Consider the following 24,033-nt stretch of genomic DNA (forward strand, 5'->3'; position numbering starts at 1 on the left):
ACCATCGAAAGCTTGCCTTTGCGGACCAACACAGGCTTCTCGTAAATCTTCTTCATGCTGTGGCTCTCCTGAAAATCCCGGGCGGATAATGTCATAAGAGCGTTTGCTGTCAACCAGCGCGGGTAGTCGAGCTTGTTATTCTTGGGGAGTGTGGCTTTCTGCTCACGGGCCGCTTGTTTATGGAGCGAAAGACATCACGCTTCGGTTCTGAGCATCGGGATATTGGCCGGCCGGCTGAGTAAAGCCGAAATTCGGCCGGCGCGGGATTGAAGAAGTCACGCCGCGCCAAAGCACGTTTACCTTTCTTCGTGTGATCTCTTGCACTTAGCCCCGGCGAAAAGCTCGGCTAGAATGGCCGATGCGCCTTCCGCCAGTTGGAGTGGAGGCGCCTGGGGGATGCCGATGAAAAGATCGACCGACAGGCTGTTGGCGCTGGCGATGCTCGTCGTCGGCTTCGCTTGCTTCGCCAAGCTTTATCTGGCGCTGGGGAGCAAGCCCCCGGCCACGACGAGCGCCGGGATCTTCGGCGCGGCGGGCATGCTTTCGATTCTCGCCGGGCTTTCGTTCCTTGCCGGCCTGCTGCCGGCGGCGGCAAAGCATAATCCGGCAACGCCGCTGTTCGGCCGCGACGCTGCGACCGTGCCGGCCGGGCGCCCGCGGCTGCGCCGCATCGCGCTTGCCGTGCCGCTCATTGCCCTTGTCGTCATCCTCGCCGACCAGTTCGGCCGGTGGCGGGAAACAGGGGGCGATGCGGCCGCGCCGGCCAGGGAAGTCGCCGTCGCTCCGGCGGAGCCTGTGATCTCACGGGCTCCCGCGCCAAAGCCTGCGGCACCTGCACCCACGCCGGAATCGACCGCGAATCTGCCACCGCTGGCCGAGCCAGTGTCGGCGCCTGTCGCGCCGGCGCCCACGGCCGCATCGTCCGAGCCGGCGGCCGCTCCGCCGCAGCCCGCCGCACCGGCGCAGCCTGCAACCACGCCGGCCCGGCAGACCGCGCTGGCGCCGGCCACGCCGCCGCAGACGCTGGCGCCGCCTCGGCCACCGCCCCCAGCCCAGCCGACCGCGCCGGAAGGCCACCGCGATGCCGTCGTCTGGCTGGCGGTGTCGGCCGACGGCCACCAGATCATGAGCGCCAGCACCGATCGCATGATCAAGCTCTGGGATATCGACGGCAAGCGGCTGATCCGCGACCTCGGCGTCCACAAGGACATGGCGCGCAGCGCGCTCTTCATGCCCGACGGCAGAAGCGCGCTCACCGCCGGCGACGACGGCGAGATCGTGCTGCGCCAGCTTTCCGATGGCACAGTGCTGCATGTCTTCTCGTCCGGTGCGAACGGCGGCGTCCGGCAACTGAAGATCAGCCCCGACGGCAAGCTCGCCGTCAGCGGCCACGACACCGGTTCCGTCGTCGTCTGGGATTTGCAGAAAGGCACGGTGCTGCATGTCCTGCCGGGCCACGATTGGTCGGTGAGTTCCGTCGCCATCTCGCCAGATGGCGCCAGGGCGCTCACCGGCAGCATCGACGGCGAACTGAAGCTCTGGGACATCCTTGCGGGCAAGCAGCTGCGCAGCTGGCACGGCCACGATCGCGGCGCCTATGGCGCGCTCTTCCTGGCCGACGGCCACCATGCGGTGACCGGCAGTGGCGACTACACGATAAAACTCTGGGACCTCGACACCTTCAAGGAGGTCCGCCGCTTCGACGGCCACTCCGGCACCGTCTATGCGCTCGCCTTATCGGCCGACGGCAAACGGCTCGGCTCCGCCTCGCTCGACGGCACGGCGCGGATCTGGAATATGGATACGGGCGCCGAGATCGCCGAGTTCGACCCCGGCACCGGGCCGATCTACTCGGTCGCCTTCGCCGCCGACGGCACGCTTCTCACCGGCGGCATCGACGGCACCATCCGCAACTGGCCGGCGGCAGGAGGGGAGGGCACGGTGCTGTTCGCCGGCGCGCCGCAGTAGCAAAGTAGGAGATTGGCGACAGCTTGCGCGACATCCAATCTCCCCCCTTGCGGGGGAGATGCCCAACAGGGCAGAGAGGCAAGCGAAGGAATGTGGCCTGTCTGAAGAAAGCCTGTACAAGTATTGTCCGAGCAGCCATCGTCACCATGTGAGCAACACTGCCGAATCCATCTATTTTGTCCTGCAGGAGATCGATCCTGCGACCGGTTCGGCGGTCGCCGAAGCCCGAATTCGCGTCTCAGACCTGGAAGAGCTTCGCGCGGTTCTGGCGTGCGACAGTCCACAGCTATCCGGTTCATGGCATTTGGACCCGGACGACCTCGAGCGACTTGGCGCGATATGCATTCCACCTCGCGAGCTTGATCGAAGGCTCAACCGCATCGAGTCCTGGCATCCAATCCGTGAGGTCCCGTATCTCGTTCATACGAATTTCGAGCTGCCGCTGATGCTGGAAGGTCGCAAGCCGCTGGCAGTCTTCCATGACGCTTATCCGGCGGAATGGCTGTCGGAAACGTTGGCTCGCTTCGACCCGTTTGTGCGCTCGGGTCGGTTGGTGCGTCATGTCATCGATACTCCCTTTACCGAAGCCGAGCACGCCCGTTTCCCCGACTTCCAAGGGTGGCGGCGCGCCTTCTTCTCACTCCCCGGGGAGGAGTGGCGGATAGACGCGTTTCTGCTGTTATTGAAAGTGTTCGCCAAAACCGGCTGGAACGAAGCTCTCGAGCGGATGGAGGGCTCGCTTCTCGGCTATGAAGATTGGCAGAACGACTGGTGGATCGAACGCAAGTCAAAACACCGAACTAGCACCTGTTCGATCGTCTGAATTGTCGGCAGGACAGCGCCGCCTCTGGCTTGCCGGCCATGTCCCCGACCTTTGGGGAGATCAGCAGATCGGCTACGGCGCCCTCCCTGCAACGTCGGCGGTTTGGCAAAAGCTTGCGCGACATCCAATCTCCCTCCTTGCGGGGGAGATGCCCGGCAGGGCAGAGGGGGGTGTGACGGATCGCGGCTTACGAATTTCGAGCCAACCTTCGCCGGACGCGTGATTGCTGACAAGAGGTTCGCCAAGCCATGAATATAGTCGAAGCCTCGATCGCCGACCTGCGCCGCGCGCTGGAAGACGGCACAGTCACAAGCGTCGAGCTCACCGGCGCGTACCTGCGGCGCATCGCCCATTACGACCGCCACGGCATAGCGCTGAACGCCGTGCCCATCCTCAATCCAAAGGTGTTCGAGGAGGCGGCAGCTTCCGACCGCCGACGCCGCGCGGGCAAAACGCTTGGACCGCTGGACGGCATCCCCTACACCGCCAAGGACAGCTACAAGGTGAAAGGCCTGACGGTCGCGGCCGGCTCGCCGGCCTTCGAGCATCTGATCGCCAGCGAGGACGCCTTCACGATTGCCCGGCTGCGCGCCGCGGGCGCAGTGCTCATCGGCCTCACCAACATGCCGCCGATGGCCAATGGCGGCATGCAGCGCGGCGTCTATGGTCGCGCCGAGAGCCCCTACAACAAGGATTATCTCACCGCCGCCTTCGCCTCCGGCTCGTCGAACGGCTCGGGGACGGCGACGACCGCGTCCTTCGCCGCCTTCGGGCTCGGCGAAGAAACCTGGTCGTCCGGCCGCGCGCCCGCCTCCAACAACGCGCTGGTCGCCTACACGCCGTCGCGCGGCGTGATCTCGGTACGCGGCAACTGGCCGCTGGTGCCGACCATGGATGTGGTGGTGCCGCATACGCGGAGCGTGCCGGACATGCTGGAGCTGCTCGACGTCATCGTCGCCGACGATCATGACACGCGCGGCGACTTCTGGCGCGTGCAGCCCTGGGTTTCGATCCCGAAGGCATCAGCGCTGAGGCCGACGAGCTATACCGGACTTCCCCTGCAAGGCGCGCTTGAGGGCAAGCGGCTCGGCGTGCCGAAAATGTATATCGGCAAGGATCTCGGCGCCGGCCGGCCGATCGAGACGCGCGCCTCGGTGCTGGAGCTCTGGCGGCAGGCCGCGCATGACCTGCAGGCGCTCGGGGCCGAGGTGGTCGAGGTCGATTTCCCCGTCGTATCGAACTATGAGCGCGACCGTCCGGGCGCGCGCTCCATGGTTGATCGCGGCCTGGTGCCGGAGGAATTTGCAAACCGCGAGATCTGGGACCTGTCAATCTGGTCGTGGGACGATTTCCTGCGCGCCAATGCTGATCCCGCGATTCCCGATCTCGCCTCGGTTGATGGCCCGAAAATCTTTCCACAGCCGCCGGGCACGCTGCCCGACCGCTATGGCGACGACGGCTTCGACCTGGCGGACTATGTCGAGCGGGCGAAGGACGGGGTGAGCCCGCTCGAGGCCATTCCCACCATGGAGGACGGGCTGAAGGGGCTGGAAGAGACGCGCCGCATCGACTTCGAGAACTGGCTCGACGCCAACCGCCTCGACGCCGTGGTGCTGCCGGCCGTCGCCGATGTCGGCCCGGCCGATGCGGATGTCAACGAGGCCTCCGCCGATCTTGCCTGGCGCAACGGCACCTGGGTCGCCAACGGCAATCTGGTCTGGCGCCATCTCGGCATCCCGACGGTGACGGTGCCAATGGGCACCATGGCCGACATCGGCATGCCGGTGGGCTTGACCTTCGCCGGCAAGGCCTATGACGACGTGGCGCTGCTGACGATGGCCGGCGGCTACGAGCGCGCCACCCAGCGCCGCACCGTCCCGCCACGCACGCCGCCGCTGGCCGATGATGTGTTTGAACGGAGCGAGGGCACATTGGGTCGCCCCAGCGAAGCGCTGCTTATGCTGGCCCTCACCGCCGAGACAATCCATGCCGGCGACACGGACGAGATCGCGATCGCGCTGGAGATCGACGCGGGCGAGGCCGGGCCGGATGCAGCCGTGAAAGTCCACGTCAACGGCGAACCGGTCGCCATGCAGGGAAGCGGCAACCGCCACACCGGCCGGGCCGTCGTGCCGGCTGCGACGCATCAGGGCTTCCACAGCGTCTGGCGCCGCGCTTACGGCTCGATCGTCACGGCGATCGTGAGGTTGGCGGACGGGCGGAGCGCCGGCGCTTATGTGGTGACGGGCGGGATTGGGTAGGGCGCTTATCTTCTCCCCTTGTGGGAGAAAGAGGATCGGCGGGTAGCGCCGAGACGGATGAGGGTGCTGGAAGAAGATTGAGCGCTCCGGCAGCGGTGCCGTGCCTGTAGGAGGCGGGCGTCCTTAATCTCAAACTAACCAGCGGAACAATAGAATACATCCATGAATTGGTGGATCGGACTTTGCTGGTCGGCTGGGACCCTTTGCTTTGCGGCGCTCGACTATCGGGCCCGGAAATCGGCCGGCAGGCGACATTCAGACTGGCTCTGGCGCCTGGCCATGTACTTTGCGGTGGGCGGCGGCCTTTTCGCGGCCATGGGATATGCGCCCATCGTCCTTTACCGCTTGGGTGAGTCCATCGTCGGTTTATACAATCATCCACCTGCACCGAAGATGCTGCTGGCTTTCGCAACTACTGCGGTCTGCGTGGTTCTGGCCCTGGAAATTCTTAAGGTAGCCGTTAGAACAATGCGCGAAGCCGGCAGTTCGCTGCCGGGTCGCCACTCAATGAATCCTGCCTGGCGGATCGCTATTGCTCTCGTGTTGTTCGCCATAGCCGTGGGCCTCCTTGCTGGCAGCGTCTATGTTCTGAGGAACCGCTAGCAGAAAGCTCTAGCTCGTACGGCCTGAACCCAAGCTCTGGCAAGCGGCGCCGAACTGTCGATCTGCCACAAGGGCGTGGACCACGCTCGTCCCCGTGCTTGACCCACCCCCCACCTCCGCTATCTTCGCGCCCATGCCAGACACCGCTCCCTCGGCCGCCGCTCCGCTGATCGTCATCGACCTCCAGACCGGCATGTTCGACGGCCGTTTCGATCCGCCGATCCATGATGCCGACGTCATTGCCGAGCGCGCGCGAAAATTGATCGATTGGGCGCGCAAAACCGGCCGCAAGGTGGCCTTCGTGCGTCATGACGGGCCGGCGGGGGATCCGCTGGCACCGGGCGCTTCCGGCTGGCCGGTATGGCCGCAGCTCGGCCAGGCGGCCGGCGAACCGACCTTCGGCAAGAGCGTCGGCAATGCCTTCTCCAACGCCGATCTCGGGCAGTGGGTCGCGGGGCAGGGCGTTCGCGACGTGGTGCTCATCGGCGCCCAGAGCGATTTCTGCGTTGCCGCCACGGTGAAAGGCGCTCTTGCCCAGGGCCTCGGCGTCACCGTCGTTTCGGATGCGCATTCGACGCTCGATTCCGAGGAGGAGAAAGCGCCCGACATCATCGTCCGGCACAACAAAGCCTTCGCCGAGCAGGGCGCGCGGCTGACGACGACCGCGGCGCTGATTGGGGGCTGAGGGCTTGGCTCCTCCTTCTTCCTTGTGGGAAGAACGTGTCGCCGAAGGCGACGGATGAGAAGGGAAAACCAACCAAGGAGCGCTCATGCCAATTCCCTCCCTGCCTGCCGAAGGTGGCTGCCGCTGCGGCCGCGTGCGCCTCAGGATCTCCGCCAAGCCGCTGCTCACCATGGCCTGCCATTGCACCGGCTGCCAGAAGATGTCGTCGAGCGCTTATTCGCTGAGCGCCGCCATTCCCGCGGATGGCTTCGAGATCACCAAGGGCGAGCCGGTGATCGGCGGCCTGCGCGGCGCTTCGAAGCACTATTTCTGCGGCTACTGCATGAGCTGGATGTTCACCCGGCCGGAGGGGCTCGACTGGTTCGTCAACCTGCGCCCGACCATGCTGGACGACCCCGCCTGGTTCACGCCTTTCGTCGAGACCTGGACCAGCGAGAAGCTGCCCTGGGCCGAGACGCCCGCCCTGCACAGCTACGCGGCCTTGCCGGCCTTCGAGGAATATGACGGGCTGGTCGCGGAATACGCCAAGTCCCAGGCCTGATGGCCAAAAACAAAACGGCGACCCGGGTCAGATCGCCGTTCAGTACAAGGTCGACGCGGCCGTTGGGGGCGACATTGTTGGGGATGTGCTTGGGCGTCCGCGTCGACCAAGGCGGCCTCGTACCGCAGCCTGGACTATGGCATGTTTTTCTCGTGCCGAAACTTCCGCGATAGCGGAATAGGCAGGCGACAGGGACTTCCCCACCGCCGCTTGGAATTAAGGTTAACGGCGGCGCAGGCGATCGGGCGCGCGATCTGCCAACCGCGGGTGACAGAGAACTTCGGCGAAACACTTTCTATCCCGATCCGCATTGACCTCTGCCTGCCGAGGGACGACGACTGATGCATCATTGCTGATGGATTGCATCTTGCCCCGCTTTCTCAACGCGAAAATCGCCGACGGCTCCCTGGCCGACCTCACCGTCGCCGGCGGCCGCTTCAGCGCCATCACGCCCGCCGCCAATGCCGCCGGCACGCCGCCAGGCGCCGTCGACCTCGCCGGCCAGCTCGTGCTGCCGGCCTTCGTCGAGGGCCACATCCATCTCGACACCTCCTTCTATGGCGATGTCTGGCGCCCGCACATTCCCTGCACCAACGGCTTCGACGTGCGCGAGCGGGTCGCCTTCCAGATGCGGAACCTCGAGCAGGCCGCGCCGATGGAAGAGCGCGCGAAAAACCAGCTCGAGCTTTGCGTCGGCAATGGCAGCCTTGCGATGCGCAGCCATGTCATGGTCGACGCCGCGGTCGGGCTGAAACATGTCGAGACGATCCTTGCCGTGCGCGGAAAATATCGCGAGCTGATCGACATCCAGCTCGTCGCCTTCCCGCAAAGCGGCATCCAGTCGTCGCCCGGCACCGCCGAGCTTCTGGACGAGGCTTTGAAGCTCGGCTGTGATCTGATCGGCGGGCTCGACCCGGCAAGCTTTGACCGCGATGTGAAGGGCCATCTCGACGTCGTCTTCGGCCTTGCCGAAAAACACGGCGCCGGAATCGATATCCACCTGCATGACGGCGGCACCCTCGGCCTGTTCGAGATCGAGGAGATCGCCGCGCGGAGCACGGCACTGGGCATGCAAGGCAAAGTCGCCGTCAGCCACGCCTATGCGCTGGGCGACATTTCCGCCGACGCGCTGGCCAAAGCCGGCGAGCTGCTCGCCGCCTCCGGCGTCGCCATCATGACCAACGCGCCCGGCAACCATCCTTTCCCGCCGGTGGCGGCATTGCGCAAGGCGGGCGTCACGGTCTTTGCCGGCTCCGACAACATCCGCGATTCCTGGTGGCCTTACGGCGATGGCGACATGCTGAACCGCGCCAACATGATCGGCTACCGCTCCGGCTTCTACGAGGATTGCCAGCTGGAAGCAGCCTACGACGTGGTGAGCCATGCCGGCGCCAGGGCGCTGGGGCTCGAAGGCTATGGCATCGCCGTCGGGGCCAAGGCCGATTTCGTCGCGCTCAGGGCCGAGCATGTGCCGGAAGCGGTGGTGGCCGTGCCGAAGGAGCGGACCGTGTATCGCGCGGGCAGGGAAGTGATCAGGGACGGGAAGGTGGTCGATCCGGCCGGTCTCACCGGGCTGCCATCTGCTTGACAGTCCGATAGCCGTACCGCATTTTCCGGCGAGGCAGGGGAGATTTCGCCATGAAAAAAGAATATTCGAAGCCGACGCTCGTCCGCAAAGGCCGGCTCTCGGCGCAGACCGCGCAGCAACTTCCTTCCGGTAGTACGGACTAACGCCTGACGCCTATCTTGGCGAGCAAGGCAGTCAGCAATTGTGCGCCCGTCATAGCCGGCAGCGCCGCCTGTTGGCGCTCGCCACTAATGCCGCGGCGTCGAAACCCAATTTAATTCGCACACAAATGTTTCAGGCCGCTCCGGCTTCGTGAAGCATTTCACCGTCTGCGCGCAATCGCCTGGTTACAGACGCACCTCAAAAGCGGCGCCCGGAGGGCGGCCGCCAGTTCTGCCGCTGCTTTGTGGAGGTTGCGATGTTTAAGAGCCTTAACCGAATCCGCGCCGCGTTCGCGCAGGCGAGAAGGCGCCGCAGAACGACGCGCGAGCTGAACGAACTGCCGCCGGAGATCCGCAAGGACATCGGATGGCCCGATACGGCCCGGGACGACGAGATTCGATTGCCGTTCTAATGCATGTTGCCCAAAGTGCGGAGCGGTTTGGGGATAAGGGCATGCATAAGCAAAGCCTCGGCTTGCGGTGACGTGATGCCGGCAGCACGGGACGACGAACGCGCCGTCCCTGCTGCCTGGCCAGGCCGTCAGCCGGCGGGCTTGTAGGCCCCGGCAGCCTTGTTGGCGACCGCGAGCACCGCCTTCATGTCGAGTTCTTCGAGGACGACCAGCTCGCTCAACGAGCCGCTCGCGCGCACGGCAAGGGCCATGCCCATCCCGGCGACCTGATCCGGCACCTCGCCATTGACGACGACGTCGTAAATGCCGCGCGTGAACATGACACTGCTCATCCTGCCGCCGACGCTTTCAAAGAGCGCCTGGATTGCAGCTTCGCGGTTCGATCCCTGCATCAGCCCTTTGGCGGCATGGGGTTCGTAACTTGCCAGTATGGTGACCTTCATGGCTATCTCCTCCAAATATCATTGCCTCAGGCTGCTCAATGGTTTGAGCAGCCGAGGTGCTTGTTGTTTCACTGACATTTGACCTGGTCACGGACCGCCCGGGCACCATGGCCAACAGGCGGTTCAGCCGGAGCACGGCTTCGGCTTGCGACAATATGCGCCTATTCTAATATTACGACAATCCCGCGATGAGCGGACCGCCGTCGTGTCAGATATCTCCGTCAGGATATGTGGGCCAAATGTCGTCAGAGCGATGCGCCATGGCCGTTTTGTGTATTCACGCGACGGACGTGGCCTGATAATAGGTCAACGAAGCTGACCTAAATGCTAAGACCCTGAACGAAGCACTGCGGGAGGTGCGCTTTGACCCTGTTGAACCTTCTGGCCTCGCGCTCCTCGCGCATGAAGGCCTCGGAAATCCGCGAGCTCCTGAAGCTGCTCGATCAGCCCGACATCATCTCGTTCGCCGGCGGTATTCCCGATGCCTCGCTGTTTCCGGCCGAGGCCATCGGCGACGCCTATCAGGCCGTGCTCGGCGGCGCGGAAGCGGGGGCCGCGCTGCAATACCAGGTCAGCGAAGGTTTCCTGCCGCTGCGCAAATGGCTGGCCGGCTATATGGGCGGACTCGGCATCCGATGCGACGAGGGCAACATCTTCATCACCTCCGGCTCGCAGCAGGCGCTCGACTATCTCGGCAAGTTGTTTCTGTCGCCCGGCGATACCGCGCTGGTCACCTGGCCGACCTATCTCGGCGCGCTGCAGGCCTTCAACGCCTACGAGCCGCGTTACGACCGGCTGAACATTGCCGGCGGCAACATGACGCCGGACGCCTATCGCGCGGCCGCCGCGGCTAACGGCGGCAAAGTGAAATTCGCCTATCTGGTGCCGGATTTCGCCAACCCGACCGGCAACACGCTGGATAGCAAGCAGCGCGAGGCGGTGCTCGACCTCGCCGGCGAGCTCGACATCGCCGTCATCGAGGACGCCGCCTATCGGGCGCTGCGCTATGACGGCGCGGCGGTGCCGCCGATCCTGGCGCTGGATTGTGCCCGCTCGGGCGGCATCGACAATGCCCGCACGCTCTTTTGCGGCTCCTTCTCCAAGATCCTGTCGCCAGGCATGCGCGTCGGCTGGGTCTGCGCGCCGCGCCATGTGGTGGAAAAGCTGGTGCTGATGAAACAGGCCTCCGATCTGCACAGCCCGTCGATCAACCAGATGGTCATGCATCGCGTTGCCGAGACCATCTTCGACGCCCAGGTGGAGAAGCTGATCGGTGCCTATCGCCGTCGCCGCGACGCGCTGCTCGGCGCGCTCGAGGAAAACATGCCGGACGGCATTTCCTGGAGCCGGCCGGAAGGCGGCATGTTCGTCTGGCTGACGCTGCCCGAAGGCACTGACGCCACCGCGTTGCTGGCGCGTTCGGTAAAAGAGGCGCGCGTCGCCTTCGTGCCGGGCAACGCCTTTTATGCCGACGGCACTGGCCGCAACACGCTGCGCATGTCCTTCACGCTGGCCGACGACCGCGCGGTGGGCGAGGGCGTGCCGCGATTGGCGAAGCTGCTGAGGTAGCCAATTTCCTCAAAGAGAGATCGACAGCCGGCTATCACCTCCTTCTCGCGCAGGCGTGATTGGTAGTGCGCAGCCGTGATTATAGCCCCGCCGATTCTTCGGCTAGGGTCGCGGCCGATCCAACACCCCCTGGATCGGCAGGCAGCGAAGTCCCACCTTCAAGGCCTCAACGAAAGGGCCCCGACGGCTTCCACCGGCGGGGCTTTTTTGTGTCGGCGATCCGGCGCGAATCGAAACCGCCCTACTTGTTGCAGTTCTGCATGTTCGAGGTCGTATTGCCGCTGGCCGTGTTGTTGTCGGTATCGTTGGCGCCCGTATCCTTGCAGCGATCCTGCATGCCGGCCGGCTGGTTCGTCGAATTCGTGGAATTCATGGAATTCGTGGAATTCGTGGTGGTCGTATCCGTGCCAGGGGTTGTCGGCGTGGTGACCGTGGCACCGCCCGTCGCACTGCCCGAGGCGCCGCCAGTCGTGCCCGAGACGCCGCCCGAAACGCTGCCGCTGGCGTCGCCGCTCGCGCCGGCTGTCTGAGCCATGGCGCCCGAGGTCGCGAGCGCCAGGGTAAGAACGGAAGCTGCGAGAATCTTCTTCATCATCAGGAAATCTCCATTGGTTTGCATCGTTGACTAAGTTTCCAACGGAGCTTTCCAGGGGATGTTCCGGCTGAAAAAATTCGTGAAGAACCGCATAGCTCTGTTTTTCTGAGCCAACAGCGAGATCGGGTGGCGGCACTTTCAGGAAGGGCCGGCAAGGACAAATCGTGTCGCCCGGGTTGGCGAGAGGGGGGATAGTATACACGCATCGCCGCGCGTGACACTGGTCATCCGCAGTGCTCCGGATCCTCTCCTTGTAAGGGAGATCGGCAGCTCCGGCGCCTGCCGGCCGTCACGCAAAGTTGCTCGGCTCCGGCGCGCCTTTCGGATAGACTTTGGGCAATCCAAGTAGAAGGAGTGAAGCCATGACTTCGCGCCTCAGCCTGATTGGACTTGCCTTCGCTGCCTTCGCCACCCAGGCATCCGCCTTCGAGATCTCCAGCCCATCGGTTTACAACGACAAGTGGGACGCAAAATATCTCGGCGACAAGCCCGGATGCGGCGGCAAGAGCGTCTCGATCGCGCTTGGCTGGAAGGACCCGCCGGCGGGCACCAGGAGCTACGCGCTCACCATGTTCGATCCCGATGCCAACGACGGCAAGGGGTTCTGGCATTGGCTTGCCTGGAACATCCCGGCAAGCGCCAAGGGCCTCGCCGAGGGCGCCGGCTCCAAAAGCGGCAAGCGCCTGCCGAAGGACACGGTGTCCGGCACGGGCGGCGTCGGTCGCACCGGCTATTTCGGCCCATGTCCGCCGCCCGGCAGCGGCACGCACCACTATGTCTTCACGCTCTATGCGCTGAGTGAGGCAAAGCTGCGCACGCCGGAAAATCCGTCGCCCGAAATGGTGTCGGTCGCGGCGAAGAGCCAGGCGCTGGCGGAGGCCAGTGTGACGTATACCTACGGGAGGTAGCTGATCTCCCCCTTTAAGGGCCCTCGAGGGGGAGATGTCGCCGAAGGCGACAGAGGGGGTCGGCGCGCACGATGCGCCAACTTGCCCTCTTGTTGTTCGTCGGGCGTCGGCGCTCCACGCGCAGCGAACCGCTTTGGCCTGCCGGCCATCTCCCACGCAAGGCGGGGAGATCAGCAGCTCACTCCGCCGCTTGCAACCTGTCCTGCGTCTTCGTCTCGAAATCGCTGGCGTCGTGGCGCTCGTGCAACTGATAGGCCGGATCGCCGGAGATGCGGTTGACCATGCGGCCGCGCCTTACCGCCGGCCTGGCGTCGATCGCGTCGGCCCAGCGCTGCACGTGCTTGTATTCATGCACGGCGAGGAACTGCGCGGCATCGTTGTAGCTGCGGCCTTTGGCGAGCCCGCCATACCAGGGCCAGACCGCCATGTCGGCGATGGTGTAATCCGGCCCGGCGAGATACTCGCTTTCGGCCAGCCGCCGATCCAGCACGTCCATCTGCCGCTTGGTTTCCATGGCGAAGCGGTCGATGGCGTATTCGATCTTCTCCGGCGCATAGGCGTAAAAATGCCCGAAGCCGCCGCCGAGATAGGGCGCCGAGCCCATCTGCCAGAACAGCCACGAGAAGGTTTCGGCCCTCGCTGCACGCTCCGTCGGCAGAAACTCGCCGAATTTTTCCGCCAGATAGGTGAGGATCGAGCCCGACTCGAACACGCGCACCGGCTTCGGCTCGCTGCGGTCCATCAGCGCCGGGATCTTGGAGTTCGGGTTGACCTCGACGAAGCCCGAGCCGAACTGGTCGCCGTCATTGATGCGGATCAGCCAGGCGTCGTATTCGGCGCCCTTGTGGCCGCGCGCCAGCAACTCCTCCAGCATGATCGTCACCTTCTGGCCGTTGGGCGTGGCCAGCGAATAGAGCTGCAGCGGATGCTTGCCGACAGGCAATTCCTTCTCATGCGTCGGCCCGGCGACTGGCCGGTTGATGGAGGCGAAGGTGCCGCCATTCGGCTTGTTCCAGGTCCAGACTTTCGGCGGGTTGTACTGGTTCATCTCGGGAGGCCTTGTTCCTGTGAGCGGGGTGCGGGGTTCGTTGGCGCAAGATTTAGGTGCGGTTGCGCGGGCGTCAAAGAAAAAAGTTCAAATTTCGTTGAACTAACGCTTGGGCCAGCAGCGCCCCGCCTTCTCCGTCAGGGACAGATGCCCTTGCACCGCGTCCCTTTGGCCATACTTATAGAAAAAGACCCGTAATTCAGGATCGACGATGACCATCGAAAAAATCTCGCGCTCCGTCGTGGCCGTGCGCGCCACGGTTCCGGACGACGCCTTCACCGCCAATGCGCTGGGCACGCGCCGTGAGGGCAGCGGCGTGGTGATCCGCGACAGCGGGCTGGTTCTCACCATCGGCTATCTCATCACCGAGGCCGAGGAGGTCTGGCTGACCGACCAGGACGGCCGCGTGGTTGCGGCGCATGCGCTGGCCTATGACCAGGAGACCGGCTTCGGCCTGGTGCAGGCGCTGGCGCCGCTCGGGCTGCCGGCAGTCAAGTTCGGCAATGCCAGGAAGGCCAATATCGGCGACGCCGTGACGCTTGCCGACGGCATCGGCCAGCAGGTCGACGCCTACATCGTCACCAAGCAGGAATTCGCCGGCTATTGGGAATATCTCATCGACGAGGCGATCTTCACCGCGCCGGCGCATCCGTCGTGGGGTGGTGCTGCGCTGTTCGACCGTGACGGCAAGCTGCTCGGCGTCGGCTCGCTGCGCCTGCAGATGAGCCGCGCCGGCGAGGTTGCCGACATCAACATGATCGTGCCGATCGACCTTCTGACGCCGATCCTCGACGATCTGGTCAAGCGCGGCCAGGTCGCCAAGCCGCCGCGCCCGTGGCTCGGCGCCTTCTCGGCGGAGTCGAACGGCATGGTGGTGGTGATGAGCGTCGCCGAAGGTGGTCCCGCGGCAAAGGCTGGCCTTCGCCAAGGCGACATCATCTCCGACGTGCGCGACGGCGAGGTTGACGGTCTCGCCGACTTCTATCGAAAACTCTGGCAGAACCCGGCCGGCGCGGAAATTCCGTTGCGCGTCGTGCGCGACGGCCGTGAGACCTGGCTTCGTGTAAAATCGGCCGACCGCAACTCCTTCCTCAAGAAGCCGCAGCTGCAGTAACGTGCATCCAAGGCTGCTGAAGACCTTTCTCGCGGTCGCGCGCACACGCAAGGTCACGCGCGCGGCGGGCGAGCTCAATCTCGCACAGTCGAGCGTCAGCGACCAGATCCAGGCGCTCGAGGCCGAGCTGGGCGCGACGCTGTTCATACGGTCGCGGCAAGGGCTGGACCTGACGCCGGCCGGCGAGGCGCTGCAACCTTACGCCGAGGAATTGCTGGCGCTCGCCGACGACGCCCGGGCCGCCATCGATGCCACCAAGGCCGAGACGGCCGGCAGCCTCACGCTCGGCGCGCTCAAGACGATCGCTTCGGCAAAACTTCCCGGCTGGCTCGCCGGTTTCCAGGCCGTTCATCCCGACATCGACATCAGGCTGAAAATCGCAGGCAGCGGCGAGTTGCGCCGCAGGCTGGGAGAGGGCGGGATCGACCTCGCCTTCTGCTTCGACAGACCGGGCGCCAGCGAGCCCGACGAGCGCTTCGCCAGGCGCCCCGTCGCGGCCGAGCCACTGGTGCTGATCGCGCCGCCGGGCGAGAACCGGGCGGGTGTCGATCTGGGGGAGCTTGCCGAAAAGCGCTTCGTCGCCACCGAAACCGGATGCGTCTACCGCGCCATGGTCGACACGGCCTTCACCGAGGCGGGCCTCGGCGGACCGAAGCTCGCGGCCGAGGCTGGCAGCATTGACGCCATCGCCGGCCTGGTGGCGGCCGGCGCCGGCTTCGGCCTTGTGCCGCGGCTGGCGGTCGCCGCGGCGCTCGATCGCGGCGAGGTGGCCGAGATCGCATGGCCGGGCCCGATCCGCTCGGCGGAGCTGGTCATGATCTGGCGGCGCCGGCGCGTCCAGCCGCCGGCGCTGAAGCTCTTGCTCGCGGCGATGGGCGAAAACTTCGCGATCGTCAGACCAGCCGCTGCCCGCCCTCGACATGCAGCGTCGTTCCCGTCGTAAAGCCGTTGCCCATCAGGAAGCGGATCGCGTCCGCAATGTCTTCCGGCCGTCCGACCCGTCCCGCCGGCAGGCGCTTCGCCATCGCGGCAAGCGTCTCGTCCTTCGCATCGCCGGCAACGAATTGCCAGATCGGCGTGTCGACCCAGCCGGGCGAGACGGCATTGACTCGGATCGGCGCCAGCTCGATCGCCAAGGCCCGCACCAGCCCTTCGAGCCCGGCGTTGACGGCCGCGACCACCGAGCCGCGCGCGGCCGGGCGGTAGGCGGCAATGCCGGAGACGAAGGTGAGCGAACCATTGGCCGAAAGTTTCGGCGCGCCATGCTTGGCCAACAGCAGCGGCCCGTAGAACTTGCTGTCGACAACCTTTTGCGCCGCCGACAGCTCGATCTCGGGCAAAAGCCGGTAGGCGCCTTCGATATCGGCCGCCGTGCTGACGATATGCTCGAGCCGGCCGATGCGCGCGAACAGCGCCGCGACCTCGGCCTCGCGGCTGATGTCAACCATCGCCGTTGCCAGCGCGGCCGGGCGATCGAGCTCATCGCGCGCGGCGTTCAGCCTCGCTGCATTACGCCCGGCGATGATGACGCCGGCGCCTTCGTCGAGGCAGCGCCTGGCGAGCGCCAGCCCCATGCCCGAACCGCCGCCGACGATCAGGATTTTTGTCTCGTCCATGTCCATGCCTTTCCTTTGCATGGACGGTGATGTGGCAGGCCGGCCGGCGGAGCGGAAACGGAAGAAACCGATAGTGTTATCGGAGAGTCCGATGGTTGGCTGGCGCGGCTCTGATAATTCAGCCAGCAGGGCAGACGGCGCGCGAAGGAACGCGGCCTTAAACTCCCCACGACTATAAGCCAAAGCGGCGACGACGGATTGGCGCGACAGCGCGCCCTCTGGCCTGCCGGCCGTCTCCCAACAAAGGGGAAGATCGGAGCCTCGGCTCACGCAAAAGAAGGAACACCGATGGCCCCCATCAAGGTCGACCCGAGCAAGGTCCACGAGTTCTCGGACGCTGAAAGCTTCTACGCCTGGCTCAGCTAAAACCACGCCGGCGAAAGCGAGGTCTGGATCAAGATCCACAAGGTTGGCTCTGGCCTTCCTTCGATCACGCCGAAGGAAGCGATCGACGTCGTGCTCTGCTTCGGCTGGATCGATGCGGTGCGCAAGTCGCTCGACGAGAAGAGCTTTCTGCAGCGCTACACGCCGCGCGGCAGGAAGAGCATCTGGAGCAGGATCAACGTCGACAATGTCGCGCGCTTGATCGAAGAGGGCCGCATGACGGAGCATGGCCTGCGCGAAGTCGAGGCGGCCAAAGCCGATGGCCGCTGGGACCGCGCCTATGGCGGCTCGAAAGAGATGACAATTCCGCCCGACCTGCAGGCCGCGATCGATGCCGAACCGAAGGCCAAAGCGATGCTGGCAAAGCTTTCGGCGCAGAACCGTTTCGCGCTCGCCTTCCGCGTCCACAACATGAAGACCGAGGCGGGGCGCAAGAAGAAGATCGAGACGTTCGTCGAAATGCTGAAGCGCGGCGAGACGATCTATCCGCAGAAGAAGTAGGGCACGATCCGGACCGGACGACCGCGCCAGCGACCCGGTAAGCAAAAACGCCGCCTTTGAGGGACGGCGTTTCCGGGAAGCGATGATCCCGAACCCTGTTGAAGCGGTCCGGGATCATTCGGTCATGAAGTCTTTGGCCAATTGCTGAAAAGCCAAAAGCCGGCGACGCGCCTTATGCGGCGACCTTCTTGCCGTGCTTCTTGTGGGTACGCTTCTTGGTGTGGTGCTTCACATGATGCTTCTTGGCGTGATGCTTCGAGTGCTTCTTCACGTGATGCTTGCGGGCGTGACGGCGATGATGCTTGACATGCTTCTTGTGCGGGCCGTTGGCGTCCGGCTTGGCCGTCTGGGTGGCCGCAGCCGGAGCCGCGGTGGTCGTCGTGGCCGCAGCCGTCGTGGTCGCGGCAGCGTTGGCTTCGGTAGTGCCGAGCGCCGGCACCGCGAAAGCAAGCGCGACCGCCAGGCCGAGAACGGAGAGAAGGGTCTTTTTCATAAGTCGGCATTCCTTTTTCGAAGATCGATATCAGGTTGTCGCTGGCCGTAGTTCGGCTGCTCCGGTGCCGCTTATGACAGCCGGTCTTTTCGCGAGTTTTTCCGCGCTGTTGAATCTTGTTTCCGGATTGTGTCTGGCGGGGAGGGGGCGCTTGCTGGTCAATTCGACCTGCCCCGGCTGGGTCGCGACATGGGCGGTGCCGGCGGCCGCCCCGTCGCGCAAGGCGCAGCCGGCATCGTCTGCGCCGCAACCTTGCCCGACGGTCCGACCGGCGGCTTTTTAGCGATGGCAAGCGGCTGCCCTGGTGAAGGGACACCATGCTGCCCCCAACCCATCCGCATGCTACGAAAATAGCATTCCCGGCCAGCGAAATGTGATGCTAGGCTCGCGCCCGTGCACCCAAGGCGCGCGGCGGCCCAGCCGCAAACGAGCAGACCCGCAAGAATAGGAGTGGCAGGCGGGATCGAGGCCTCAATCCACAATCCGACGGAACTGTTGAACCATTGCGAGGTCCGCCGCGTTTCCCGTGGTTGACCACAAGGGAGGAACTACCAGTGAAAGCATCCTATCTCGTCTCCGCCGCGCTCATTGCGGCATCCGCAATGCCGGCGGCGGCTGGCGAAATCTCGGACGGCAAGGTCAAGATCGGCATCTTGAACGACCAGTCCGGCGTCTATGCCGATTTCGGCGGCAAATGGTCGGTAGAGGCCGCCAAGATGGCGGTCGAGGATTTCGGCGGCAAGGTGCAGGGCGCGCCGATCGAGATCGTCAGCGCCGACCACCAGAACAAGCCGGACATCGCCTCCAACATCGCGCGCCAGTGGTACGACACCGAGCAGGTCGACGCGATCATGGAGCTCACCACGTCTTCCGTCGCGCTCGCCGTCCAGGGGCTTTCCAAGGAAAAGAAGAAGATCGACATCGTCACCGGCGCCGCCTCCACCGACCTCACCGGCAAGCAGTGCTCGCCCTATGGTTTCCACTGGGCCTACGACACCCACTCCCAAGCGGTCGGCACCGGCGGCGCACTGGTGCAGCAGGGCGGCGACAGCTGGTATTTCATCACCGTCGACTATGCATTCGGCTATTCGCTGAAGGACCAGACCGCCAAGCTCGTGGAATCCAGTGGCGGCAAGGTGCTGGGCGAGGTGCGCTATCCGCTTGGCTCCACCGACTATTCCTCCTTCCTGCTGCAGGCGCAGTCCTCCGGCGCCAAGATCATCGGCCTAGCCAATGCCGGCCTCGACACCTCGAACTCGATCAAGCAGGCGGCCGAGTTCGGCATCGTCGCCGGCGGCCAGCGGTTGGCGGCGCTGCTCTTCACGCTGGCCGAGGTGCATGGCCTTGGCCTGCAGGCGGCGCAGGGCGTTGTGCTGACGGAAGGCTATTACTGGGACCGCGACGATGTGAGCCGCGATTTCGCGCAACGCTTCTTCAAGCGCACCAACCGCATGCCAAACATGGTCCAGGCCGGCACCTATTCGGCGGTGACGCAGTATCTGAAGGCCATCGACAAGGCCGGCACCGACGAGACTGAAGCGGTGGCCAAGCAATTGCATGAGATGCCGGTCAACGACGTGTTCACGGTGAACGGCAAGGTGCAGGCCGACGGCTCGATGGTGCACGACATGTATCTCTACCAGGTCAAGAAGCCGGAGGAGAGCAAGAAGGACTGGGACTACTACACCTACCTGGCGACCATTCCCGGCGACAAGGCCTTCATGAAAGCCGAGGACAGCGGCTGCCCGCTCGTCAGCAAGTGACGCTCGACACCGCCACCGCCGTCCGCCGGGACGGCATCGACCAGACGCCGCGGGTGGTGCTTTCCGCCCGCGGCCTGCGGCGCGACTTCGCCGGATTCGTCGCCGTGAAGGATGTCGACCTCGACGTCCACCACGGCAGGATCCATGCCTTGATCGGCCCGAACGGCGCCGGCAAGACCACCATCTTCAACCTGTTGACCAAATTCCTGCAGCCGACCAGCGGCACCATCCAGCTGCTCGGCACCGACATCACCCGCACGCCGCCGGCCAAGGTGGCGCGCATGGGCCTTGTACGCTCCTTCCAGATATCGGCGATCTTTCCGCATCTCAGCGTGCTCGACAATGTGCGCGTCGCGCTGCAGCGTCCGGGCGGGCTGGGCTATCAGTTCTGGCGCCCGGTCTCGGCGCTGGACCAGCTGACGCCCCGGGCGCGCGAGCTGCTCGCCATAGTCGGGCTCGACGACGCCGCGCATCGGCTGGCGGGCGATCTCTCCTATGGCAGGAAGCGTGTGCTGGAAATCGCCACCACGCTGGCGCTCGATCCAAAAGTTCTGCTGCTCGACGAGCCGATGGCCGGCATGGGGCATGAGGATGTCGGCACGATCTCAGGCATCATCCGCTCGCTGGCGAAAGACCGCGCCGTGCTGATGGTCGAGCACAACCTCACCGTCGTTGCCGATCTCTGCGACTGGATCACCGTCATGCAGCGCGGCCAGGTGCTTGCCGCCGGCGACTACGCGACTGTGAGCCAGGACGAGCGCGTGCGCGTCGCCTATATGGGGACCGAGCATGAGTGAGCCACTGCTTGCCGTGCGCGACCTTCATGCCTGGTACGGCGAGGGCCATGCGCTGCACGGCGTCAACCTCGAAGTCCTGCGCGGCGAGACGGTTACGCTGCTTGGCCGCAACGGCGTCGGCAAGACGACGACGCTGCGCGCCATCATGGGGCTGAACCGCAAACGGACGGGCAGCGTCACTTTCAATGGCAAGGACCTGATCCGCCTGCCGCTGCACCGCGTCGCCCACCAGGGCATCGGTTTCGTGCCGGAGGAGCGCGGCATCTTCGCCACGCTCACCGTCGACGAAAATCTGATCCTCCCGCCGGTGGTGGCCAAGGGCGGCATGAGCGTGGAGGAGATCTTCGACCTCTTCCCCAACCTCAAGGAACGTCGCAACAGCCAGGGCACGAAGCTTTCCGGCGGCGAGCAGCAGATGCTGGCGATCGCCCGCATCCTGAGGACCGGCGTCGAAATGCTTTTGCTCGACGAGCCGACCGAAGGCCTTGCGCCGGTCATCGTCCAGCGCATCGGCGAATTGTTGGCGACGCTGAAGAAGCGTGGCATGACCATCCTTTTGGTCGAGCAGAATTTCCGCTTCGCCGCCCGCATCGCCGATCGCTTCTACCTGATGGATCACGGCAAGGTGGTGGAAGGTTTCCCGGTCGGCCAGCTTTCCGCGCACACCGACAAACTGCACGAGGTGCTGGGGGTATGATGGCCAAATGACCATGATCTTCGGCATCCCCATCCAAGCCTTGCTCGGCCAACTGCTTGTCGGCCTGATCAACGGCTCTTTTTACGCCATGCTCAGCCTCGGGCTGGCCGTCATCTTCGGGCTCTTGCGCATCATCAATTTCGCCCATGGCGCGCTCTATATGTTCGGCGCCTTCATCGGCTATCTGCTGCTCGTCCATCTCGGCATCGGCTACTGGCCGGCGCTGATCATCGTGCCTTTGGCCGTCGGCCTGTTCGGCATCGTGGTGGAGCGCGTAGCACTGTCGCGGCTCTACCGGCTCGACCCGCTTTATGGCCTGCTTTTCACCTTCGGCCTTGCGCTGGTCATCGAAGGCGTGTTCCGCTTCTATTATGGCGTCTCCGGCAATCCTTACGCGGTGCCGACCCTGCTTGCCGGAGGCACCAATCTCGGCTTCATGTTCCTGCCCAATTACCGCGGCTGGGTGGTGGTGGCCTCGCTCATCGTCTGCATCGGCACCTGGCTGCTGATCGAAAAGACCAGGCTCGGCTCCTATTTGCGCGCCGCCACGGAGAACTCCGAGCTGGTGCAGGCTTTCGGCGTCAACGTGCCGCTGCTGCTGACGCTCACTTATGGGCTGGGCGCAGCACTTGCCGGGCTGGCCGGCATTCTTGCGGCGCCCGTCTACCAGGTCAGCCCGCTGATGGGATCGGACCTCATCATCGTCGTCTTCGCCGTCGTCGTGGTCGGCGGCATGGGCTCGATCCTCGGCGCCATCGTCACCGGCTACATGCTCGGCCTCGCCGAGGGCCTGACCAAAGTTTTCTATCCGGAGGCCTCGAACCTGGTGGTCTTCGTCATCATGGCAATCGTGCTTTTGCTCCGCCCCGCGGGCCTGTTCGGAAGGGACGCGTAAGATGAGCGAGGCGACCCTTCACGCAGAGCGCGCCGCTGCCTCCGTCCGGCTGGAACGGGCGCTTGTGGCGCTGGGGATCATGGCGCTCGTCGCCGCCCCGTTCGTCATCTACCCGATCTTCGTCATGAAGATGCTGTGCTTCGCGCTGTTCGCCTGCGCCTTCAACCTGCTCCTCGGCTACACCGGGCTGCTTTCCTTCGGCCACGCCGCCTTCTTTGGCGGCGCCGCCTATTTCTGCGCCTATGCCGTGAAAGCCTGGGGCTGGCCGCCCGAGGCCGGCATCCTGCTCGGCGCTGCGGGCGCGGCAGGCATGGGCCTCGTCGTCGGCTTCCTCGCCATCCGCCGGCAAGGCATCTATTTCGCCATGATCACGCTGGCGATGGCGCAGATGTTCTATTTCTTCTGCGTGCAGGCGCCCTTCACCGAAGGCGAGGACGGCATCCAGGGCGTGCCGCGGGGCCATCTCTTCGGCATGCTCGACCTCAACGTGCCGATGAACATGTATTTCTTCGTGCTCGCCATCTTCCTGATAGGCCTTTTCGCCATCTGGCGCATCGTCAACTCGCCCTTCGGCATGATCCTGCGCTCGATCCGCGAGAACGAGAACCGTGCCATTTCGCTCGGCTATTCCGTCGGCCGCTACAAGCTCGCCGCCTTCGTCATGTCGGCGGCCCTTGCCGGCCTCGCCGGCGCGGTGAAGGCGATCGTCTTCCAGTTCGCGACCCTCACCGACGTCACCTGGCAGATGTCGGGCGAGGTCATCCTGATGACGCTTCTTGGCGGCATCGGCACCATGGTCGGCCCGGTGGTCGGCGCCGGCCTCGTCGTCGGCCTCGAGAACACCCTTGCCACCTCCGGCTTCCCGGTGACGATAGCGACCGGCGTGATCTTCATGGTCTGCGTGCTGATCTTCCGGCGCGGGATCGTTGGGGAGATCTATGCGCGGTTGCTGGGGAGGGAGGGCGGCAAGAGCTCTTAAGCAGCCGCCTCGAACCGTTTAATTTCCTTGAGCTCTTCCTGCAGCGACGCGCCCTCCACGGCCAGGTCGTAACTGGCTTGCATGTTCATCCAGAACTGTGGCGTGGTCCCAAAGAATTTGGCGAGACGCAGAGCGGTGTCCGGCGTAACGGGCGTGGTCTCGTTGGCGAGGCGCTCGATACGGGTACGTGGGACGTGAAGCTTTTTCGCCAGGGTGTAGGGCTTCAGGTCGAGTGGCTCTAGGAACTCGGCCCGCAATATCTCGCCGGGATGAATAGGCTTATCGAGGTTGATCATTGGTTCCGCTCCTGTCGGACAGAGCTGTTGGTTTAGCTAATGGTAGTCGGTGATCTCCACATTGTCCGCTCCTCCATCGGTCCACCGAAAGCAAACACGAAATTGGTCGTTGATACGGATTGAGTACTGACCGGCGCGATCGCCCTTCAGCGCTTCAAGCCGATTTCCCGGTGGGACTTTGAGGTCGGCCAGTTCGGCTGCGTTGTCCAGCATGAACAGTTTCCGCTGAGCGACACGAATGAGATCTGCCGGAAATCCTTTCGGAGCTTTGCCTGTCGAATCGCTTCAGTGGTCTTGTCTGTGAACGAACGTATCATCCACTGCCCCTCGCAACGTATCTTTGCATGATACGTCTGCGAGATCAAGCGCAGAGTATCATGCCGCGATACGAAATGCCCCGAGGGATCATGTTGAGTGAGGTGCGCCCACCGGCACCTCCAGCCCGACCTTTACCCGATCCATCGCAACGAACGTGCGAAACCGCCTGACGTTGTTGTTCTCCAAAAACAATCGCCGGGTCAGCGCCTCGTAGTCGGCCATCGTCGCCACGGTGACGACCAGGATGAAGTCGGCCTCGCCGGTCACGTAATAGCACTGCTGTACTTCGGGCACCGCGGCGAAGCCGCGCTTGGCGGCGTCGATCAGCTCGGCCCGCTCGCTCTCCACCTCGACCTCGACGAAGATGGTGATCGGATGGCCGACCTTGGCCGGATCGACAAGCGCGACATTGGCGCGGATGACGCCCATTTCCTCCATGCGCTTGATGCGCCGCTGCACGGCCGGCGCCGAGAGGTTCACCGTCTCGCCGATAATGCGCTGGGGCGTGCTGTTGTCCTTCTGCAGGATGGCGAGGATGGCGCGGTCGAAGGCGTCGAGGTCGGGCAAAATGGACATGACAGCATCTGAACGAAAC

At 64.5% G+C, this 24,033-nt stretch carries 24 protein-coding genes and 2 pseudogenes; 18 read left to right on the top strand and 8 right to left on the bottom strand.

Going from position 1 to position 24,033, the window contains the following annotated elements:
- Window positions 1-402: 402 nt before the first annotated feature.
- The 8 genes from P9254_RS15325 (at window position 403) to P9254_RS15360 (ending at window position 9,022) form a co-directional block, all read left to right on the top strand.
- Window positions 403-1,968 carry a WD40 repeat domain-containing protein gene (locus tag P9254_RS15325; protein ID WP_278056836.1) on the top strand — a complete coding sequence of 522 codons (1,566 nt, stop codon included), beginning with the start codon at window positions 403-405 and terminating at the stop codon, window positions 1,966-1,968.
- Window positions 1,969-2,116: 148 nt separating this feature from the next.
- Complete coding sequence (locus P9254_RS15330; RefSeq protein WP_127246772.1) at window positions 2,117-2,791, top strand: hypothetical protein; 675 nt, start codon at window positions 2,117-2,119, stop codon at window positions 2,789-2,791.
- 248 nt (window positions 2,792-3,039) lie between these two features.
- Window positions 3,040-5,052: an amidase gene (locus P9254_RS15335; RefSeq protein ID WP_278056838.1), complete on the top strand. Its 2,013-nt coding sequence runs from the start codon at window positions 3,040-3,042 to the stop codon at window positions 5,050-5,052.
- A gap of 162 nt (window positions 5,053-5,214) precedes the next feature.
- Window positions 5,215-5,655, top strand: coding sequence for a hypothetical protein (locus tag P9254_RS15340; protein WP_127325577.1), 441 nt, complete (start codon window positions 5,215-5,217; stop codon window positions 5,653-5,655).
- A gap of 133 nt (window positions 5,656-5,788) precedes the next feature.
- Window positions 5,789-6,340 carry an isochorismatase family protein gene (locus tag P9254_RS15345; RefSeq protein ID WP_127246774.1) on the top strand — a complete coding sequence of 184 codons (552 nt, stop codon included), beginning with the start codon at window positions 5,789-5,791 and terminating at the stop codon, window positions 6,338-6,340.
- A gap of 85 nt (window positions 6,341-6,425) precedes the next feature.
- Entirely contained in the window at window positions 6,426-6,881 is a 456-nt protein-coding gene (locus P9254_RS15350; protein WP_067322530.1) for a GFA family protein, read from the top strand.
- Between the two features lie 367 nt (window positions 6,882-7,248).
- Window positions 7,249-8,469 (top strand): amidohydrolase family protein, encoded by a 1,221-nt coding sequence (locus P9254_RS15355; protein ID WP_442920315.1) that lies wholly within the window; start codon window positions 7,249-7,251, stop codon window positions 8,467-8,469.
- 397 nt (window positions 8,470-8,866) lie between these two features.
- Window positions 8,867-9,022, top strand: a complete 156-nt coding sequence (locus P9254_RS15360; RefSeq protein ID WP_082953795.1) for a DUF1127 domain-containing protein — start codon at window positions 8,867-8,869, stop codon at window positions 9,020-9,022.
- A gap of 128 nt (window positions 9,023-9,150) precedes the next feature.
- On the opposite strand, the gene P9254_RS15365 is transcribed toward P9254_RS15360, so the two are convergent.
- Window positions 9,151-9,465: a GYD domain-containing protein gene (locus P9254_RS15365; protein WP_067322535.1), complete on the bottom strand. Its 315-nt coding sequence runs from the start codon at window positions 9,463-9,465 to the stop codon at window positions 9,151-9,153.
- A 402-nt stretch (window positions 9,466-9,867) separates the two neighbouring features.
- Here P9254_RS15365 and P9254_RS15370 point away from each other — a divergent pair, with 402 nt between their 5' ends.
- A complete protein-coding gene (locus P9254_RS15370) occupies window positions 9,868-11,034 on the top strand; it encodes an aminotransferase-like domain-containing protein (RefSeq protein ID WP_278056988.1) in 1,167 nt (388 codons plus the stop codon).
- Between the two features lie 241 nt (window positions 11,035-11,275).
- Here P9254_RS15370 and P9254_RS15375 read toward each other — a convergent pair whose 3' ends face one another.
- Window positions 11,276-11,629 (bottom strand): hypothetical protein, encoded by a 354-nt coding sequence (locus P9254_RS15375; protein WP_095824669.1) that lies wholly within the window; start codon window positions 11,627-11,629, stop codon window positions 11,276-11,278.
- 362 nt (window positions 11,630-11,991) lie between these two features.
- Between P9254_RS15375 and P9254_RS15380 the strand changes: the two genes are divergently transcribed.
- Entirely contained in the window at window positions 11,992-12,537 is a 546-nt protein-coding gene (locus tag P9254_RS15380; protein WP_278056843.1) for a YbhB/YbcL family Raf kinase inhibitor-like protein, read from the top strand.
- 178 nt (window positions 12,538-12,715) lie between these two features.
- Here the strand turns inward: P9254_RS15380 and yghU are convergent, their stop codons facing one another.
- The gene (gene yghU, locus P9254_RS15385) at window positions 12,716-13,585 is read right to left on the bottom strand and encodes a glutathione-dependent disulfide-bond oxidoreductase (protein ID WP_095801381.1); all 870 of its coding nucleotides are present in this window, start codon (window positions 13,583-13,585) and stop codon (window positions 12,716-12,718) included.
- A 211-nt stretch (window positions 13,586-13,796) separates the two neighbouring features.
- Between yghU and P9254_RS15390 the strand changes: the two genes are divergently transcribed.
- Window positions 13,797-14,699, top strand: a complete 903-nt coding sequence (locus tag P9254_RS15390) for a S1C family serine protease (RefSeq protein WP_278056845.1) — start codon at window positions 13,797-13,799, stop codon at window positions 14,697-14,699.
- 1 nt (window position 14,700) lies between these two features.
- On the top strand, window positions 14,701-15,642 hold the full coding sequence (locus P9254_RS15395) for a LysR family transcriptional regulator (protein ID WP_278056846.1): 942 nt from the start codon (window positions 14,701-14,703) through the stop codon (window positions 15,640-15,642).
- Here P9254_RS15395 and P9254_RS15400 read toward each other — a convergent pair.
- Complete coding sequence (locus tag P9254_RS15400) at window positions 15,593-16,315, bottom strand: SDR family oxidoreductase (RefSeq protein ID WP_442920316.1); 723 nt, start codon at window positions 16,313-16,315, stop codon at window positions 15,593-15,595. The genes P9254_RS15395 and P9254_RS15400 overlap by 50 nt on opposite strands.
- A gap of 288 nt (window positions 16,316-16,603) precedes the next feature.
- Between P9254_RS15400 and P9254_RS15405 the strand changes: the two are divergent.
- Window positions 16,604-17,200, top strand: a pseudogene (locus tag P9254_RS15405) (YdeI/OmpD-associated family protein).
- Window positions 17,201-17,372: 172 nt separating this feature from the next.
- Here P9254_RS15405 and P9254_RS15410 read toward each other — a convergent pair.
- Entirely contained in the window at window positions 17,373-17,693 is a 321-nt protein-coding gene (locus tag P9254_RS15410; protein WP_095824513.1) for a hypothetical protein, read from the bottom strand.
- A gap of 554 nt (window positions 17,694-18,247) precedes the next feature.
- Here P9254_RS15410 and P9254_RS15415 point away from each other — a divergent pair.
- Genes P9254_RS15415 through P9254_RS15435 form a run of 5 tightly spaced genes read left to right on the top strand, consistent with a single transcriptional unit; the run spans window position 18,248 to window position 22,824 of the window.
- On the top strand, window positions 18,248-19,456 hold the full coding sequence (locus P9254_RS15415; protein WP_066998453.1) for an ABC transporter substrate-binding protein: 1,209 nt from the start codon (window positions 18,248-18,250) through the stop codon (window positions 19,454-19,456).
- Window positions 19,453-20,253, top strand: coding sequence for an ABC transporter ATP-binding protein (locus P9254_RS15420; RefSeq protein WP_245418863.1), 801 nt, complete (start codon window positions 19,453-19,455; stop codon window positions 20,251-20,253). The genes P9254_RS15415 and P9254_RS15420 overlap by 4 nt, the downstream gene beginning before the upstream one ends.
- A complete protein-coding gene (locus P9254_RS15425) occupies window positions 20,246-20,950 on the top strand; it encodes an ABC transporter ATP-binding protein (RefSeq protein WP_278103886.1) in 705 nt (234 codons plus the stop codon). The genes P9254_RS15420 and P9254_RS15425 overlap by 8 nt, the downstream gene beginning before the upstream one ends.
- 7 nt (window positions 20,951-20,957) lie before the next feature.
- Window positions 20,958-21,845, top strand: coding sequence for a branched-chain amino acid ABC transporter permease (locus tag P9254_RS15430; protein ID WP_278056849.1), 888 nt, complete (start codon window positions 20,958-20,960; stop codon window positions 21,843-21,845).
- A gap of 1 nt (window position 21,846) precedes the next feature.
- Complete coding sequence (locus P9254_RS15435) at window positions 21,847-22,824, top strand: branched-chain amino acid ABC transporter permease (protein WP_067322567.1); 978 nt, start codon at window positions 21,847-21,849, stop codon at window positions 22,822-22,824.
- Here P9254_RS15435 and P9254_RS15440 read toward each other — a convergent pair.
- The 3 genes and pseudogenes from P9254_RS15440 to P9254_RS15450 form a co-directional block, all read right to left on the bottom strand.
- Window positions 22,821-23,120, bottom strand: a complete 300-nt coding sequence (locus P9254_RS15440) for a HigA family addiction module antitoxin (protein ID WP_067322571.1) — start codon at window positions 23,118-23,120, stop codon at window positions 22,821-22,823. The genes P9254_RS15435 and P9254_RS15440 overlap by 4 nt on opposite strands.
- 36 nt (window positions 23,121-23,156) lie before the next feature.
- A pseudogene (locus P9254_RS15445) lies at window positions 23,157-23,437 on the bottom strand (type II toxin-antitoxin system RelE/ParE family toxin).
- A gap of 88 nt (window positions 23,438-23,525) precedes the next feature.
- Window positions 23,526-24,014 carry an Lrp/AsnC family transcriptional regulator gene (locus P9254_RS15450; protein ID WP_095801374.1) on the bottom strand — a complete coding sequence of 163 codons (489 nt, stop codon included), beginning with the start codon at window positions 24,012-24,014 and terminating at the stop codon, window positions 23,526-23,528.
- Window positions 24,015-24,033 lie beyond the last annotated feature (19 nt).

Origin of the sequence: Mesorhizobium sp. WSM4983, assembly GCF_029625765.1 — a bacterium.
Classification (GTDB): Bacteria; Pseudomonadota; Alphaproteobacteria; order Rhizobiales; family Rhizobiaceae; genus Mesorhizobium.